Annotated in this window: 14 protein-coding genes; 9 read left to right on the top strand and 5 right to left on the bottom strand. The window is 68.3% G+C overall.

All coding sequences use genetic code 11. The annotated features are described in order from the left end of the window. Nucleotides 1-47: 47 nt before the first annotated feature. Both M5J20_RS11545 and M5J20_RS07085 read right to left on the bottom strand, forming a co-directional pair. On the bottom strand, nt 48-122 hold the full coding sequence (locus tag M5J20_RS11545) for a 50S ribosomal protein bL37 (protein ID WP_370513275.1): 75 nt from the start codon (nt 120-122) through the stop codon (nt 48-50). A gap of 109 nt (nt 123-231) precedes the next feature. Then, the gene (locus tag M5J20_RS07085) at nt 232-495 is read right to left on the bottom strand and encodes a WhiB family transcriptional regulator (RefSeq protein WP_253577943.1); all 264 of its coding nucleotides are present in this window, start codon (nt 493-495) and stop codon (nt 232-234) included. 460 nt (nt 496-955) lie between these two features. On the opposite strand from M5J20_RS07085, the gene M5J20_RS07080 reads away from it, so the two are divergent. Then, nucleotides 956-1,444 carry a hypothetical protein gene (locus M5J20_RS07080; protein ID WP_253577941.1) on the top strand — a complete coding sequence of 163 codons (489 nt, stop codon included), beginning with the start codon at nt 956-958 and terminating at the stop codon, nt 1,442-1,444. A gap of 4 nt (nt 1,445-1,448) precedes the next feature. Here the strand turns inward: M5J20_RS07080 and M5J20_RS07075 are convergent, their stop codons facing one another. Further along, nucleotides 1,449-2,654 carry an Rv3212 family protein gene (locus M5J20_RS07075; RefSeq protein ID WP_253577940.1) on the bottom strand — a complete coding sequence of 402 codons (1,206 nt, stop codon included), beginning with the start codon at nt 2,652-2,654 and terminating at the stop codon, nt 1,449-1,451. Further along, nucleotides 2,651-4,006, bottom strand: coding sequence for a DEAD/DEAH box helicase (locus M5J20_RS07070; RefSeq protein WP_253577938.1), 1,356 nt, complete (start codon nt 4,004-4,006; stop codon nt 2,651-2,653). The genes M5J20_RS07075 and M5J20_RS07070 overlap by 4 nt, the downstream gene beginning before the upstream one ends. Before the next feature lie 110 nt (nt 4,007-4,116). On the opposite strand from M5J20_RS07070, the gene M5J20_RS07065 reads away from it, so the two are divergent. The 8 genes from M5J20_RS07065 to M5J20_RS07030 are packed head-to-tail and all read left to right on the top strand — an operon-like array spanning nt 4,117 to nt 16,344. After that, on the top strand, nt 4,117-4,341 hold the full coding sequence (locus tag M5J20_RS07065) for a DUF3107 domain-containing protein (protein WP_253577936.1): 225 nt from the start codon (nt 4,117-4,119) through the stop codon (nt 4,339-4,341). Nucleotides 4,342-4,352: 11 nt separating this feature from the next. After that, nucleotides 4,353-5,327, top strand: coding sequence for a DUF3152 domain-containing protein (locus tag M5J20_RS07060; protein WP_253577934.1), 975 nt, complete (start codon nt 4,353-4,355; stop codon nt 5,325-5,327). After that, nucleotides 5,328-6,044 carry a hypothetical protein gene (locus M5J20_RS07055; protein ID WP_253577932.1) on the top strand — a complete coding sequence of 239 codons (717 nt, stop codon included), beginning with the start codon at nt 5,328-5,330 and terminating at the stop codon, nt 6,042-6,044. It abuts the gene before it with no gap. 19 nt (nt 6,045-6,063) lie between these two features. Next, nucleotides 6,064-9,129, top strand: coding sequence for an ATP-dependent DNA helicase (locus M5J20_RS07050; RefSeq protein ID WP_253577930.1), 3,066 nt, complete (start codon nt 6,064-6,066; stop codon nt 9,127-9,129). A 4-nt stretch (nt 9,130-9,133) separates the two neighbouring features. Further along, nucleotides 9,134-12,451: an ATP-dependent helicase gene (locus M5J20_RS07045; RefSeq protein ID WP_253578041.1), complete on the top strand. Its 3,318-nt coding sequence runs from the start codon at nt 9,134-9,136 to the stop codon at nt 12,449-12,451. Nucleotides 12,452-12,453: 2 nt separating this feature from the next. Beyond that, entirely contained in the window at nt 12,454-13,548 is a 1,095-nt protein-coding gene (locus M5J20_RS07040; protein ID WP_253578039.1) for a potassium channel family protein, read from the top strand. Between the two features lies 1 nt (nt 13,549). Continuing rightward, nucleotides 13,550-14,290, top strand: coding sequence for an NAD(+) diphosphatase (locus tag M5J20_RS07035; RefSeq protein ID WP_253577928.1), 741 nt, complete (start codon nt 13,550-13,552; stop codon nt 14,288-14,290). Next, nucleotides 14,290-16,344, top strand: coding sequence for an ATP-dependent DNA helicase UvrD2 (locus M5J20_RS07030; RefSeq protein ID WP_253577926.1), 2,055 nt, complete (start codon nt 14,290-14,292; stop codon nt 16,342-16,344). The genes M5J20_RS07035 and M5J20_RS07030 overlap by 1 nt, the downstream gene beginning before the upstream one ends. Here M5J20_RS07030 and M5J20_RS07025 read toward each other — a convergent pair. Then, nucleotides 16,341-17,186 (bottom strand): hypothetical protein, encoded by an 846-nt coding sequence (locus M5J20_RS07025; RefSeq protein ID WP_253577924.1) that lies wholly within the window; start codon nt 17,184-17,186, stop codon nt 16,341-16,343. The two genes, M5J20_RS07030 and M5J20_RS07025, sit on opposite strands and share 4 nt — an antisense overlap. Nucleotides 17,187-17,191: the final 5 nt, after the last annotated feature.

Here is a 17,191-nt window from a genome sequence, read left to right as displayed (position 1 = left end):
TCTCGCTGTGAGGGGAGGCGGCGTTCGTGCTTGGTACAGCAGGTGCCTTATGCGTTGGGGCGCTTACCGTGGTTAGCGCCCTTCTTGCGGCGGTCCTTGCGCTTGCGACCACGCTTGCTCATGGGGCCTCCTTGTAATGGTTACGGGAAAATGACTTCAGCGTTTCACTGTATCGCCCGCGTCCCCGGGCCGGAAAATCGCGTGCGGTTTAGGCCCGCGACGAAGTGGAACTTAGACGGCGAGGCGTGCGCGGTTGCGGGCGCGCGCCTTGTTGCGGCGCTTGAGGGCGCGGCGCTCCTCCTCGGACATGCCGCCCCACACGCCGGCGTCCTGGCCGGTCTCGAGTGCCCACTTCAGGCACTGGGAGGTCACCGGGCAGCGGTTGCAGACCAGCTTGGCCTGTGCGATCTGGGACAGTGCCGGGCCGGAGTTACCGACCGGGAAGAACAGCTCCGGGTCCTCGTCGCGGCAAATTGCTTCGTGGCGCCAATCCATGTCAAAACTCCTTAACGTCTAAAAATCGTGCTCGTATCACTGCATGTGCGCACCACGTCAACCCCAACAATGTTGGAGGTGTTGCAAACGAAGTTTGATTCCAGGCCCCAGGCGGTGCATCTTGGTGAGTTCCAAGCCCCGTCTTCCGGTTTCCCTGGCGTTAACCCTGTGGTGGCTAAGGGTTAAGGGCTGTGTAACCAGCCCGTTGTTTTTGCTACCCGAGAATAATGACATGTAACGCCGAACCGCGCTAGGGGTAGGCAAGAAAATGTGACAGAAGTCATAAGTTCGCATGCCGCCCACGAACACGAACGTGGGGTGTTTTCTCCGCACACCCGATCTTTTCACCGCCTGTGTACTGCGCGGATGCGCGAAATTCCTATCTGCATACTGTGTGGCACGGGTCAAATCGCGGGTGGCTGCCTCGGCCGAGCCGTCCCGCGGCGATACACTACGGTGCGTGAGTGCAACCAGGAAGAACGACGCAACGCCCACCGACCGCGACACCCTCGAGCGCGAAGCCGCGGTCATGCCGCCGCTGTTGAAGTACGGCATGGTGGTGGTCCTGCTGCAGTGCGCGGCGATGTTCGCCTACATCATTTCGCTGCTCGTCTCCCAGTTCGGCGGGCAGTCCACGAGCGTGATTGAATCCCAGTCGGCGGCCGCGGGCTACGTCTCGCTGGGCACCGCAGTCTTCCTGGCCATCATCTTCGGCTTCATCGCCTATGCCGCGGTCTCGACGCTGCGCGGCAAGCCCATGGCCCAGGGCGGCATCCTGCTCATCGAGGCAATCCTCGTCGGCGTGGCCATCTACATGTTCCGCGGCGGCGTGCCGATGCTCGCGACAGCCACGCTCATCACCGCCATCTTCGGGCTCATCGCGCTTCTGCACCCGGACACGCGCCGGTTCGAGGAGGCGCGCTACGCGCTGAAAAACGAGCGTCGATAAGCTCCTAGTTTGCGCTGAGCACCACGACTTCGGAGCCGCGCTTTTCGACGATCGTAGCTCCCGCCGAATCAATCGAGATCGGGCCCTGGTAGCCGCCGCGATCCACCGGAATGATCCGGTCCACCGTGTTCGCGTCCCAATCGACGACGGCGATACCGCCCTCGGAGGCGTAGAGCAAGCGGTCGCCGGCCGGGAAGCCGGTGCCCAGCGCGCCCTGGAAGACACCGGTGGCGGCGAGCGCGCCCGGCTCCATAAGCACCAGGTAATCGCCCTGGTGGTACGTCATGTGGTGGGGGAGATCAGCCACGTCGAGCGGGTGTACGCCGGAATCCAGGGCGGCGGGGGCATCAAGCGCCGGCACCGAGGAGGTGCTGATGTTGTTGCCGTCCTTGTCGTACGCCCTGATCTGGGAGGTCGCCGGGTCGAAGATCGCGGCGGCCTCCTGGGAAATCGCGACGAGGAAGGCATCGGGGGAAATCTCCACGCTGCCGTACATTTCCGGCTTACGGGAATCCTCCGGGGTGACGTCCTGGAAGCGCAGGTAGGCGCCGTCGTCGCACAGCTCGGTGTTCGCGAGGAGTTCCGTGCGGGTGAGCGCGGATGTGATCTGGCACTGGTGCGGCTGCATGTCCGGCTCCTGCGGAGCCTCCACCTTGCCGTACTCGACGGTGCGCACCATGTCGGAGCGCCACAGCTCGATGCGGTCGGCAGCGACGGTGCCCACGCGGTCGTTGGAGTGGACGCTGGTGACCTCGTCCGGAGCGATGGAGGACCGGGTGCCGGCGTACTGGCCCGTGCGCGCGTTGATCGCTACCACGTCGCCGCAGCCAGCGTTGTCGCGGTAGGCAGCGACAACCTTGCCCCACGCCTGGCTGAGCGCACACAATTCGTTGGCGCGGTGGTAGGTCCAGGCCGTGTCGCCCTGCGGGGTGGTGCCGGTGATCGTGCCCTCGTTGTAGGTGACAATCACGCCGTCCACCACAACCGGTGCGACACCGGGGGACGTATCGGCCAGGCGGAAGGTCTCGGTGAGCGACGTCGGCACCACCGCGAGACGGCCGGCGTTCTCCAGCTCAGCCGCGGCGGGTGTGAGCTGCGCGTTGCGGACGGGGGCGGTGAAGAACGCGGTGAGGATGCAGATCAGTGCGATCGCCGCGATCACCCCGGTAGCGATCAGGTCGCCGCGGGTCCTGCGGATGGGTGTGCTCACCGGCGTGATCCTCCACGATTTCGGTTCGAACGGTCGCGCCCCGTGCGCGGGCCGCGCTGACCGCGGGGGCGCGGACCGCGCGACCCCAACTGTGCCCCGTGCACTTTACGCGCCGGGCCGACAGTCTCCTCAGCGGAGTCCGGAATATCCAGTGCCTCGTACAGTTCCGGCGAGGTGGAGAACCAGGCCGGCGGGTCCGGTTGATCGAGACCAAGCTCCGTGTTGATAAGCGCCCACTTGTGCGCCTCGTCGTAGCCAACCAGGGTCACCGCGGTGCCGCTGTGGCCTGCGCGGCCCGTGCGGCCGATGCGGTGCACGTACGTCATCGGGTCGTCCGGGGTTTGGTAGTTGATCACGTGGGTCACGTCGTCGACGTCGATGCCGCGGGCCGCCACATCGGTGGCCACCAGGATGTCCACCGTGCCGGTGCGGAACGCGTCCAGGGATGCCTCGCGCGCATTCTGGCCGAGATCGCCGTGCACGGAGCCGACGGCGAAACCCCGGCGCGCCAAATCCTCAGCGACGTCGGCGGCCGTGCGCTTCGTGCGCGTGAAGATGATGGTGCGGCCGCGACCGCCGGCCTGCAGAATGCGGGCGAGCACCTCGGGCTTGTCCATGCGGTGGGAGGTGAACACGATCTGCTTGGTCGTCGCGTGCGTGGTCGGGGCATCCGGGGATTCGGCGCGGATGTGAATCGGGGCGCGCATCTTCGAGCGCGCAAGGGTGAGGATCGGCCCGGGCATGGTGGCGGAGAACAGCATCGTCTGCAGCGGCTCCGGTGCCTGCGGCAGCGCCTCCCAGATCCGCTCGATGTCCGGCAGAAAGCCCATGTCGAGCATCTCGTCCGCCTCATCCAGCACCAGGATGGCCACGCCGGAGAGGATGAGCTCGCCGCGATCGTAGAGGTCGATCAAGCGGCCCGGGGTGCCCACCACCACGTCCACGCCGGCGTGCAGTGCGTCGATCTGTTCCTCGTACGGGCGGCCGCCGTAAATCGTCGCTACGGAGAGCGGGGTGTGCTTCGCCGCGCGCTCCAAGTCCTCGCCGACCTGCACCGCCAGCTCGCGCGTGGGAACCACGATGAGCGCGCGCGGCGTGCCGTCGAGTTCGCGCAGCGCCGCGTCGTCGAAGACGCGGTCCAGCACCGGGATGCCGAAGGCGTAGGTCTTGCCCATGCCGGTGCGGGCTTGGCCGATCAGATCGCGCCCGTCGAGGGCGATGGGGATGGCCAGCTCCTGAATAGAGAAGGAGTGGGTGATGCCCCGCTCCGCGAGTGCGTCGATGAGCTCGGCGGCGACCCCGAGCTCGGCGAAGGTGGGGAGCTGGCGGTTGCTATCGGCGGTAGTCGGCACACGGTTATCTTAGCCCGCCGCTGCGTGCTGCAGTCCTTGTGCGGGAAGGCCATTACAATGGTCGGCGTACACCGATGTAATTTCCGCGAAGGATGAGTGATTAGACCCACATGGAAATCAAGATTGGTCTGGCAGACACCCAGCGCGAGCTGTCCATCCGCTTGCCGGAGGGGCAGGAGAACGTGTTCTCCGTGGTCGAGGAAGCGATTGCGGGCGGCGCGCCGACGCTGAAGCTGGCGGATGAGAAGGGCCGCGAGTTCCTGATCCGTACTGACCGTATTGCCTACGTCGAGCAGAGCTCGTCGACGGCGCGTTCCGTCGGCTTCATGCGCTAAGTTACCTACCCATGACCACCAGGAACCAGCGCGAACGCACCCACGAGCAGGCGGGGGACTCGTGGGACCGGGAATTCGGTGTCCCGGATGATAGGCACGACGGGGATGGCCGCCTCGTGGAGTTCGCGCGCGAGTACGGCTGGCGCGCCTACGCCATTCCAGTGCTCGCTGTGGTGACCCTGTTTGTGGTGATCAACATGTTCCAGCACCCGGATGAGCCGGTGGTCGGCGCCGCGGAGCTGGAAACGAACGTGGCCGAAGAGCAGTCCGACGATGCCAAGGGCGAGGGCGAGCAGCTCGAGCCGGCGGTGCTGCCGGAGGGGGTCACCGCGTCGACGGAGCTGCCTCCGGGCGGGCCGTTCACCGAACACGGTGAGGGCACGTTCTACGAAGTGGGCGTTCCGGGCGCGAACGGCGGCGTGGGCGACGAGATTGTTGTCCGCTACGTCGTCGAGGTAGAGCACGGCGTGGACACCACTGCGTACGGCGGGGGCGATGCGTTCTCCGCAATGGTGGATGCGACCTTGCTCGACCCCCGCAGCTGGACCAATGATCCGCGCTTCCGCTTCGAGCATGTTTCTGCAGCCGACGACCCGTCGTTGCGCATCCGGTTGACCTCCGTCGGCACGACGCGCGAGCTGTGCGGCGCCGACCTCGGTTTGGAAACGAGCTGCCGCACTCGCATTACCGGCGAGGATACCGTGGTGATCAACGAGTCGCGCTGGGTGCGCGGCGCCGCACCTTTCGAGGGCGATCTCGGCCGGTACCGCCAGTACGTGATCAACCACGAGGTGGGCCACGCCGTCGGCTTCTCGGAGCACGTCCCCTGCGAGGAAGACGGTGCGCTGGCACCGATCATGATGCAGCAGACGCTGAGCCTGAACAACGCTGAGTTGTACTCCTTCGACCCGAACGAGGTCTACCCGGACAACAACTCCACGTGCCGTTCCAACCCTTGGCCGTACCCGCGCCCGGCGGTGCAGTAGGTGCAGATCCCCGCTCACGTCCTCGCCGCCTTCCAGGCTGAAGGCGCGGGCGAGCCTGTCGCCGCCGCGTGGGGTCCGGCGCAGCGTTTCGGCCGGATGGTTATCGCTCCCGCGCCGGAGCACGCCGCGTGGTCCGGCAAGGTCCGCGAGCGCATCACCGGCCTTACCCCGGGGCTGCGCGTCTCCCGGCCGGTGCGCGCGACTGACGGCAGGCTCGTGGTCGGCGGGCTCACCGCGACTGAGTTCGTTCCGGGCTCACCCGCCGCGCGCATCGACGAGGTTATCGCGGGAACACTGCTTTTCGACGGCGCTTTGCACGGCGTCGAGGCACCGCCCAACCTGGAAGGGGAGTCGGCTTCCCCGTGGGTGGACGCCGACCGGGACATTTTCAGCGGGTTGCGCCACGCCGACGACCACGTGGTGGCCCACCTCGATTTCTTGAGCTCCTGTCTGTTCGACGGGTCTGCGCCGCCCAGCCTCATCGGCATCGCTCCGTCGCTGGAGCTCCGCCCGCGCGGGTATACCGCGGCGCTGGTGATTGTGGACGGGCTGTTGGCGCATGCGGTGGACCCGCGAGTGGTGCAGCGCTGGGCGCACATCCCCCGTCTTCCGGAGCTTTGCCGCCTTGCCCTCAAGGTGCGTGAGCTGGGGTGGAGTCGCACGGATTCGAACAAGCGTGCAGATTTTCGCCGGGTGGCGGAGATTCTGCCGGCCTAGCGTGCAACGATAAGGAGCTATGAGTTCCGTTTCGCTGCCGCCCGCCGTGACACCCAAGGCCTTCCTGGTCCCCCGGAAGCGCCGTGTGCTGCACCGCGAGTGGCCCGTTGAGCTACCCGCGCAGGGTTTGTGGAAGATCACCGGCGAGGCTGGCGCCGGCGTGTCCAGCTTCCTCGTGGACACCGCCGCTCAAGCGATCGCGGCGGACCCTGAGCGCGCCGCGCGCGGCGGGGTGCTGCTCATCACCTCGTCGAAAGAATCGGGCGCGGTGCTGCGCGCGGCGCTCTCGGACGCGCTTGCCGCGAGCGGTTTCGTCGCCGATGCGCCGGTAGTGCGCTCCGTGCACTCCGTGGCGTTCGCGCTGCTGCGGCAGCGCACGGAGGAAGAAATCCGGCTCATTTCCGGTGCCGAGCAGGACGCGGTGATCCGCCAGCTGCTCATGGGGCATGCGGAGGAGGGGCGCGGCTCGTGGCCGGAGGAGCTGCGCCCGGCGCTCACCATGGTGGGTTTTGCCCGCCAGTTGCGCGACTTCCTGCTGCGCGCTCTTGAGCGCGGCCTGGGTGCGGATGATCTGCGGAGGCTGGGTAGTGCCCACAACATTGCGATCTGGACCGCGGCAGGCGATTTCCTCCACGAGTACGAGCAGGTCATGGCGCTGACCGGTGCCGTGCGCCTCTCCGCCTCCGAGTTGGTCTCGAATGTGTTGGATGATGAGCTCCCGCACACCTGGGACGTGGTGCTGGTGGACGATGCGCAACATCTCGCACCAGCATCCGGCGAGTTGGTGCGCCGCCTGCTGCAACATGCCCGTCTGGGTGTTGTGGGCGGCGATGCCGAGCAGTCCGTATTCCGCTTCCGCGGGGCGACGCCTGCGTTCTTCACCACGCTCGGCGGGCTCGAGCACGAGGTCATCGACCTCGGCGCCACTCGCCGGAACCCACAACGCGCAGTGCTACTCGCGCCGGACGAGCAGACGCACCACGCCGCCGTGGTGGACGCGATCCGCCGCGCGCACTTCGAAGACGGCGTCGCGTTCCGGGACATGGCGGTGGTGGTGCGCTCAACCCCGATGATTGAGCCGCACCGCCGCGCGCTCCTCCACGCAGGTGTGCCGGTGACGCTGGACCCGACGGATGTGGTGCTGGCGGAGCAGCGCATCGTTGTGGCGCTCATGCTGGGGTTGCGCGCCCTGAATCATGAGCTCAGCGCCTCAGAATGGCGCGACCTGCTGCTCGGCCCTGTGGGCGGGGCGGACCCGGTGACGCTGCGCCGCTTGCTGCGGGGACTGCGTCGGTACGCTCCCGAGTCCCGGGCCGAGGAAACCCTGCGGGAGCTCCTAGTCGCGGATGCGCCGTTGCCGGACTTCGGCACCGTGCTCACCGATCGTGAGCTGGCCATTCTCACCCGCGTCCGCGATGTGCTTGAGGCGGGCCGCACGGCTCTCGCGGACGGCGGCAGCGTGGAGGAGGTGCTGTGGGCGCTGTGGTCAACCACGGGCCTCGCGGACCGGCTGCTCGCGGCGGCACTGCGCGGCGGCGCGACCGGTTCCCAGGCAGACCGGGACCTGGATGCCGCCATGGCGCTCTTCGACGCCGCGGGCGACTTCACGGAGCGCCGCCCCAGCGCCAGCATCGACCTGTTCGTCGACTACATCACGCAGCAGGAGCTGCCCACAGGTGTGCGCGATCGCCGCACCGCCGTGCCCGACGCGGTCTCCTTGCTCACGGCGCACGGTGCGACGGGGCGCGAGTTCCAGCGCGTCATCGTCGCCGGGGTGCAGGAATCCAGCTGGCCGAGCTTGGGGGAAACCGGCACCATCTTCCGCCAGGAAGACCTAGTGGATCTCATCGACAACGACGTGGACCCCGCCGTGCCCGTCTCCCACATCGCGGAGCGGCTGGTGGAGGAGCGCCGCCTGTTCCACGTCGCCACCAGCAGGGCCACCGACTCGCTCATCGTTACCGCGGTGGACAACGACCAGTGCGAGGAAACCATCAGCCCCTCGCGCTTCGTGGAGGAATTCTGCGCGGCGCACAGCATCGAGCCGGCACAGGTCGCCGTCGCTGGGACCGCCTCGGCGGCGCTGACCTGCGGCACCGATGCCCTGCCCATACGCGTGCTGGCCAAGGACGATGTCATCGCTGAGCTGCGCCGCGCTCTCACCGACCCGGACGCGAACGAAGCCACGCGCGCCCAGGCGGCGCGCCAGCTCGCGCGCCTTGCCGAGGCCGGGGTCCCGGGCGCTGCGCCAGAAGCGTGGTGGTCGGTAACGCAGGCGTCGACAAGCGAAGCCCTGCCCCTGCCCCGCACGCTGTCCCCGAGCCGAATCGAGGCGCTGCTGCAGTGCCCGATGCGCGCGGTGCTGGAGAAGATGGTGCAGATCGACGAGACTACGTCGATGATTTTCGGCTCCATGGCGCACGCGTACCTCGAGGCGCTGGGGCGCGGCGTGGACCCCGAGGTCGCGCGCACCGCCGTGATGGAGGCGCGCCGGGCGGCGCAGCACGGGCCGGCATGGAAGGCGGAGCGCGACATCGCCGATTTTGAGGTGATGCTGGGCCGCATCGACACGTGGCTGGCTACGCGCGCCGCGTTCGAGCAGGTCGCGGTGGAGGCCCGCGTCGATGTGGCGGTGGATGAGACGCTGCGCATCGCCGGCCGCCTGGACCGCCTCGAGCGCGACCCGGCCGGCGAGGCGTTGATCGTGGACCTCAAAACCGGCACCAACGTGCCGACGAAGGCGGAGACGGAGGCGAACCCCCAGCTTGCGACGTACCAGCTCGCCTTGAGCAGGGGCTCGCTTGCCGACGGCGCAGTTACCACCGCCGCGGCCCCGGACGACGCACTCGTCGTCGGCGGTGCGATGCTCGTGTACCCGCAAGGGACCACCGTGAAGGTGACAACGCGCGAGCAGAACCCGAAGTCGGCGGAGGAGCTCGCCGAGTTCGCGGACCAGTTGCGCCCGCTGCCGCAGCAGATGGCCGGGCCGGAACTCATCGCCCAGACGGGCAAGCATTGCGATTATTGCCGGGTGCGCGCACTGTGCCCGGCACAACCGGAAGGGCAGGTTGTTACCCGTGGTTAACGTGATGGGACCGAAGGCGCTGTCGAGCGCGCTGGGGCAGAAATTCCCGCCGACGGATCAGCAGGCTGCCGTCATCGGCGCCGAGCCCGGCCCGCTGCTCGTCGTCGCGGGTGCCGGCGCCGGCAAGACGGAGACGATGGCGGCGCGCGTGGTGTGGCTGGTTGCCAACGGTTATGCCCGCCCGGAGGAGATCCTGGGGCTTACGTTCACGCGTAAAGCCGCGCAAGAGCTGGGCAAACGGATCCGCGACCGGCTGGAGCAGCTGGCTGCCGACGACGCTTTGGTGCGCCGCCTGGACCCCTCCGGCGAACTCGCCGATGCGCTGACGGTGATCGCGCCGACGGTGTCCACGTACGACTCCTATTCCGGCGACCTGATCCGCGAGTACGGCCTCTTGGTCCCAGTGGAGCCGGATGCGCGCCTGATCACGGACGCGGAGCTGCACGCCATTGCCACTGATGTGGTTTCGGATTACACGGGCACGCTGATCGCGGACGGCGGCAAGAACCCGGCGCTGAACACCGTGGTGGGCAACCTGCTCGGTCTGGTTACGTCGATGGGCAATGAGCTCGCCTTGCCCGAGCGCATCGCCGAACAAGCGGACATTTTCCTGAAGGAGACCGAGTCGCTGCCGAAGGGCCCGCGCTCCCGGGGCGAATACCCGCAGGATCTGGCCAACTGGCGCGCCAAGCAGGCGGAGCGCATCGCCTACCTGCCGCTGGTCAAAGAACTGCAGGATGAACTGCGCCGCCGCGGCGTGGTCACGTTCAACGAGCAGATGTCTGTTGCAGCGGGTCTCGCCCGCGACCACGCGGTGGTCGGAGAGCAGCAGCGCCGCCGCTTCCGCGTCGTCATGCTGGATGAGTACCAGGACACCTCCCACGCCCAGCGTGTGCTGCTGCGCTCTCTCTTCGGCGAGGGCAAGGACCCGGATCTCACGGTCACGGCGGTGGGCGACCCGATGCAGGCCATCTACGGCTGGCGCGGGGCGACGGCGGCGAACCTCGCCGCGTTTGTCACCGATTTTCCTGTGGCGGGCGGGGAGGAGGCGCCGAAGAAGCAGCTCACCACGTCGTGGCGCAACCCGCCCGAGGTGCTGCAGCTGGCCAACGGGGTGTCGGACGCGATCCTGGGCACCGGAGCAGACCGCGCGGTGGCGGCGCTCGTATCTCGGCCCGATGCGGGCGCGGGTGATGTGACGCTCGGCTACTTCGACACCAACGACGAAGAAGTGGCGTTCGTCGCCGACGAGCTCGCCGCCCAGTTCCAGGACGCGCAGCGCCGCCAAGCCCCCTTCACCGCGGCGGTGCTGGTTCGCAAGAACCGGCATAGCGCCGAGGTCGCGGAGGCGCTCGAGGAGCGCGGCGTGCCCTACGAGATCGTCGGTGTCGGCGGCCTGCTCGACGTGCCGGAGGTGGCGGACACTGTCGCCATCGCCACCATGCTCGTGCGCCCGGGCGATTCTGCCGCGGCGCTGCGCGTGCTCGGCGGCCCGGCAGTCGGGCTCGGGCTTAAAGACCTCAGCGCGCTCGCCGCCCGCGCAGTCAACCTGCGCGGCCACGGCGAGCGCGACACCGAACCCAGCGAAGCTAGCGATCCGGCAGAAGCGTTGCAGATCGCGCTGGATGAGATGGTGGCGCGCGCCCACAACCTCACCGAGCACACCGAACCGGTCGCGGGCCTCGCCGACGCGGTGGCTGACCTCGGCGAGCCGGAACGCTACTCCCCGGAGGGCCTGCGCCGCCTCAAAGATCTGGCCGCGAAACTGCGCTGGCTGCGCACGCACAGCCTGGGCAAGAAACTCACAGATCTGTTCGCGGACATTATCGCGGTCTTCGGCATCCGCACCGAGGTACTGGCCCGGCCGAGTGCCGCCCGCGCGGTCCACCTGGACAAACTGCTCGACGCCGTTGCCGCTTACCCTGGCGCCAGCCTCGACGGCCTGCTCGATTATTTCGAGCTCGCCCGCGAGCGCGAAGACGGCCTCGCGCCGGGCGCGGTCGCGGTGAAGCACGACAGGGTGCAGATCCTCACTGCCCACAAGGCGAAGGGCCTGGAATGGGACACCGTCGCGGTGCTGCACGCCGACGCCTCCACCTATGGTGCGAAAGCGGAAACCTTCCTCACCTTCCTGAACCTGCTGCAGGACGAGACCTTCGGCGACCCGGACGTCTACCCGGACTTCGCCGAGGTGGAGACGCGCTCCGACTTCCTCAAGGCCGGCAACGCGTGGCGGGGGATCATGCGCGAGGCGCAGGCGGAGGAATCCGCGCGCCTCTTTTACGTCGCCGTCACCCGCGCCGAACGCAAACTCCTGGTCACCGCCGCGCGCACCAACGCCACCTCCAGCTCGGAAACCGCGCCCTACGAGCACTTCGAGGCCATGCTCGCGCGTGCCGACGAATCCTGCGTGGTCACCTGGTCCGCCGGCGACGATGAGGTGTCCTCGGAGGCGTCGGCAAGCACCCGCACCGGGACCTGGCCGCACCTCGCGCCTGCTGACGCGGAACTGGCCGCCGCTGCCGCCGTCGATGCGGCGCGCGCCGAGCTTCCCGCGTTCAGCGGGGGCGAGCTGTACGCGCTGTGGGAGCGCGACGTGTCAGCCCTCATCGAAGAGCACGAGGCAGCCCAGAACCCGGATGTTCCGGTTGTGGTGCCGGGCGAGCTCACGGCCTCCGACGTGGTGGCGATGCGCGCGGACCCCGCCCAATTTGCGCGCCGCGCCCGCCGCCCGGTGCCGTTCAAGCCCAACGCGTACGCGAAGCGCGGCACAGCGTTCCACGAATGGCTCGAGGGCTTCTACGGCGCGCGGCCGCTGCTGGATGAGAACGAGCTGCCCGGCCACGACGAGGCCGAGGTGGATCGTGCCATCCTCGAGCAGCTCAAGGCCAATTTCGAGGCGAGCCACTGGGCGAGCCGCACCCCGGCATTCGTCGAGCGGCCCTTTGAACTGGCGCTGGGGGAGTCGGTGGTGCGCGGGCGCATCGACGCCATCTTCGAGGACACGGACGGCTGGACCGTCGTGGACTGGAAGACCGGGCAGCGCCCGAACCGCGCCGAGATGGAATCGGCGAAGCTGCAGCTCGCCGTGTACCGGGAGGCCTGGCGCCGTATCGCGGGCGACGGCAGGGACGTGCGAGCCGTGTTCTTCTACGTGCGCACCGGTGAGGATTACGCGCCTACCGACGTGCCGGAGGGCGCTGAGCTGGAGCGCCTCGTTGCGCTGGAAACGTTGGGTGCCAGGGTCGACGAGTGGGGTACAGTGTCCCCCGTTGATGCAGGACCGGCGCCGGATGGCGCGAGCGAAGGGAGTGGGGCGTGAAGCTGCCGTTCACCATCCCGTTTAGCAGCAGGTTCCGCAACGAGGAGGTCTTCGATGTCCCCGTCCACACCCTGACCGAAGTCATCACGATCCCCTCGGCGGAGCACATCACGCCCTGGGCGCTCATCGCCCGCCGCTTCGGCTACGCGGCGTTACTCGTGCTGCTGGTGGCCATCGTGGTGTTCGTGGACCGCGAAGCCTACTCGGAACCGCTGACCTTCGTGGATGCGCTGTATTACTCGGCCGTGTCCCTGTCCACCACCGGCTACGGCGACATCACCCCGGTCACGCAGGGTGCGCGCCTTGTCAACATCTTCATCATCACCCCGGCCCGTGTGGCCTTCCTGATGCTCCTCGTCGGTACCACCCTGTCGGTGCTCACGGAGGATTCCCGCAAGACGCTTCAGATCCAGCAATGGAGGCAAACGGTGCGCAACCACACCATCGTGATCGGCTACGGCACGAAGGGCCGCTCAGCTATTGACGCGCTGCTCGCCGGCGGCGCCGCCCCGTCGAGCATTGTCGTGGTGGACGCCGACCCAGCGGTGCTCTCCCACGCGGAGAACCGCGGCTTAGTCACCGTCCAAGGTAACGGCACAAAATCCGACGTCCTGCGCATCGCCGGCGTGAACCGCGCCCGCGCCGTGGTGGTCGCGCCGTCCTCGGACGACACCGCGGTGCTGGTCACCCTCTCCGTCCGCGAGCTCGCGCCGGGCGCGATGATCGTTGCCAGCGTCCGTGAGAGCGAAAACCAGCATCTCCTCATGCAGTCCGGCGCCGATTCGGTGGTGGTCTCCGCCGAAACCACCGGCCGCCTCCTCGGCCTGGCCACCGTCACCCCGCCTGTGGTGGAGATGATGGAGGATCTCCTCAGCCCCGACGAGGGCTTCGCCGTCTCCGAGCGCCCGATCGCCGACGACGAGGTCGGCGCCAACCCCCGCCACCTCGCCGACATTGTGCTGGGTGTGGTGCGCTCCGGCGAGCTCTACCGCATTGATGAGCCGGAAGCGGAGACCGTCGAGCCGGGTGACCGCCTGCTGTACGTGCGCATGACCGCGCCCAGTGACGCCCCCGACGCCGCGAAGCAGACGGAGTAGCATGTTCCTGCTCATCGACGCAGACAACGCGTTCCCCCTAACCCCCGCCGGGGAGCCGAAGCTTTTCGACGTTTGCCCCCACCCAACCACTACCCGCATCACCCTCCCTGACGGCACCGTCGCCGCCCGGCTCGAGCGCGTGCGCGCCGCGGAACTGGTGGAGTACACGGGAGACGCCCGCTCCCACGCTGGCCACCCGCAGGTGGCCCGCGCGGTCGCGCTGTTGCGGGCGCGGGAACGCGAGCGCTTCGATCCCGCCGACGGGTCGCCGCTGACCTGGGATGACGCGGGTGCCCAAGCCCATGGGGCGTCGGGGCGCCCGATCTTTCCCCGCATCGACCCGAGCGTCATCGGCGTGGTGCAAAACGCCGACGGCTCCGCGATCCTGCTCGGCGAGAACGCGCGCCGCCCCGGCTACTTCACCTGCATTGCAGGCTATGTCGATGTCGGCGAGACCGCGGAGGCGGCTTTTGCGCGGGAAGTGATGGAGGAAACCGGGCGACGGATTCACGACGTGCGCTACGTGTGCTCCCAGCCGTGGGCGCTTTCCGGTGCGCTCATGCTGGGGTTCACAGCCCGCACCAGCGACGTTGAGCCGCAGTCGGCAACGGACGGCGAGCTCACCCGCATAATTTGGGCCAGCCGCGAGGACCTCGCGGGCCTCACGCTGGCCCGGGAGGGCACCATCGCTCGGGACCTGATTGCGCGCTGGGCACGTGGCGACTTGGCAGGGGGCAACTGATGGCTATCGATCTTTCCCAGCTGGACCCGGATCAGCGCGTCGCCGCGACCGCGCCGCGCGGACCGGTGTGCATCCTCGCCGGTGCCGGCACGGGCAAAACCCGCACGATCACCTACCGCATCGCCCACCTCATTGACCAAGGCATGGTCGCGCCGAACAAGGTGCTGGCCGTGACGTTCACGCAGCGCGCGGCGGGGGAGATGCGCGACCGTCTGCGCCACATGGGCATCGGCGGCGTGCAGGCGCGCACGTTCCACGCGGCGGCGCGCCGCCAGCTCGCGTACTTCTGGCCCCAGATCGCTGGCGACCTGCCGTGGCAGCTTCTGGACAACAAATTCCCGCTCGTCGGCCGCGCCACCCGCGCCGCTGGCCTGGATTCCGGCAAAGACATGGTGCGCGACCTGCTCAGCGAGATCGAGTGGGCGAAGGCGAACGTGATTAGCCACGAGGATTACGTGGCGCGCATCGCGGACATCCCGCGCACCCCGCCAGCCGATCCCCAGAAGGTCGCCGACGTGTACCGCCGCTACGAGGAATCCAAGTCCAGCCCAGACGGCATGCTGCTGGATTTTGACGATCTGCTCCTGCATGTCGCAGCGGCACTGGAGAATGCGCCCGCGGTAGCGGAAGAGTTCCGCGCGCAGTACCAGACATTCGTCGTGGACGAGTACCAGGACGTGACACCGCTGCAACAGCGGGTGCTGGAAGGCTGGCTGGGCACCCGCGACGACCTGACGGTGGTGGGCGATGCCAACCAGACGATTTACTCCTTCACCGGCGCAACTCCCGATTACCTGCTGAATTTCTCGCGGACGTACGAGCACGCGACCGTCGTCAAGCTGCAGCGCGACTACCGCTCCACACCGCAGATCACAGAACTCGCGAACACCGTGATCGGTAAGGCGAAGGGTCGCGCAGCGGGTAGCCGCCTCGAGCTGGTCGGCATGCGCGAGCCCGGGCCCGCACCGGTCTTTAACGCCTACGACGACGAGCCGACCGAGGCGCGCGAAGTCGCCGCGCAGATCCGCCGGCTTTTCGACGACGGTGTTCCGGCCCGCGAGATCGCGGTGCTGTACCGCATTAACGCGCAGTCCGCGGCGTTCGAAGCCGCGCTTGCCGACGCCGGCATTCTCTACCAAGTACGCGGAGGGGAGGGTTTCTTCCACCGAGGCGAGGTGCGCGAAGCAATCGGGCAGCTCGCCCGCGCGGCGCAGCGCAGCGATCTGCCGGGCGACCCCGTGGCAGTCGCCCGCGCCGCGTTCGCCCCGCTGGGGCTCACCGCCACCGAGCCGGAGGGTGCGCAGGCCCGCGAGCGCTGGCAGGGGCTCAACGCGCTGGTGGACCTCATCGAGGAAATCGTGCGCACTCGGGAAGCGGAGACGCTCGCCGACGTGCTGCGCTCCTTGCGCCAGCGCGCTGAATCGAAGCAGCCGCCCGCCGTCGACGGTGTGACTCTGGCCAGCCTGCACGCCGCGAAGGGCCTTGAATGGGACGCAGTGTTCTTGGTCGGCCTCGTGGAGAAGACGCTGCCGATCTCGCACGCGATCAACGCCGGCGAGGACGAGGTGGAGGAGGAACGCCGCCTGTTCTACGTGGGCGTGACGCGCGCCCGCGAGCACCTGCACCTGTCGTGGTCGTTCGCGCGCCAGGAGGGCGGGCACAAATCCCGCTCGCGGTCTCGCTTCCTGGACGGCTTGGTGCCGGAACTCGAGGTGGAGCAATCCCCGCAGCGGCTCAAGCGCAACCGCCGCTGCCGGGTGTGCGGGGACCCCCTGGACACACCCGCCGAGAAGTCCCTGGGCCGGCACGCGGACTGCGAGCCGAACTACAACGAGGAGCTGTTCTCAGCGCTCAAGCGCTGGCGCCTCGACGTCTCGCGGGCAGCGAACCAGCCTGCTTACCTGGTGTTTTCTGACGCGACGCTGCTCGCTATCGCGGAGGCGATGCCGCACGACATCCCGTCGCTTCTCGATGTGTCCGGGGTCGGCCCAGTCAAGGTGGAGCACTACGGCGACGCAGTCCTCGCGGTGATCGCCGAGTACCGCGAGGCTTAGGAGAAGCACACGTCGCAACGCGGATGCACCGCAAGCTCGGAATCCGTGAGCATGCGGGGCCCGAAGGGGTCGACGGCGCGCACATGGCCGGGCGCGAGGTGCGGGGCGGAGACCCCGGGCGGGTCCGGCACCCCGGCGAGGCGGCGCACCACCGTCGCGGCCGCCGCGGCACCGGCTGCCACCACCACGGGGTCGGGGCGCACGGGTCCCGACGGCAGCTGGTGCACCGCTGTCATCCACCCGGCATCCCTGTCGCTGTGGTGCAGTTGGGCGCAATTGATGCACGGGTTGGTCACCCGTACCCGCAGCGGGCCGATGAGCACGCGGGAATCCACCAGCGCCACCGGCAGCACCCTCCCGGGCCGTTGCTTGATCACCTGCCCCAGGGCGGCGGCGCGGGGGAATTGATCGACGATGACTAGCGGCGCCCATTCGTCGGTGGAGGTCAGGAACGTGTACTCGCGTTCGCGGCGCAGCGGGGCGCGCACGAGCACGCCGGAATCGCTGAGCAGGTCGGCGAGTTTCATCGCGAGCTCGGAGGTGCCGATCATTAGCACCTGGGTGGGGGAGTCGGCGACGAGGATGCGGTACGACAGCAGATCGTCGAGCAAGCTGCGGGCCGCCTCCTCGTCCAAGTGGCCGAGGAGCTGTTGGCGGACGTGGCGGAGCTGGCGGGGCCTGGCGCAATCGTCGAGAAGCGGGCGCAGCGCCTCCACGCACGGCGTCTCGATGATGCCGGTGCGCGTGGCGTCGAGCCCGAACTGCAGCATGTTCGGCCCGCGCTGGAACACGCTGACCCCGTTGGCCAGCCGGACACGCGTGTGCCCATTGATCTGCGTCACGTGAA

Origin of the sequence: Corynebacterium stercoris (genome assembly GCF_024160105.1) — a bacterium.
Classification (GTDB): domain Bacteria; phylum Actinomycetota; class Actinomycetes; order Mycobacteriales; family Mycobacteriaceae; genus Corynebacterium; species Corynebacterium stercoris.
Note: the sequence above shows the minus strand (reverse complement) of the source record. Positions and strands in the feature narration are given on the sequence as shown.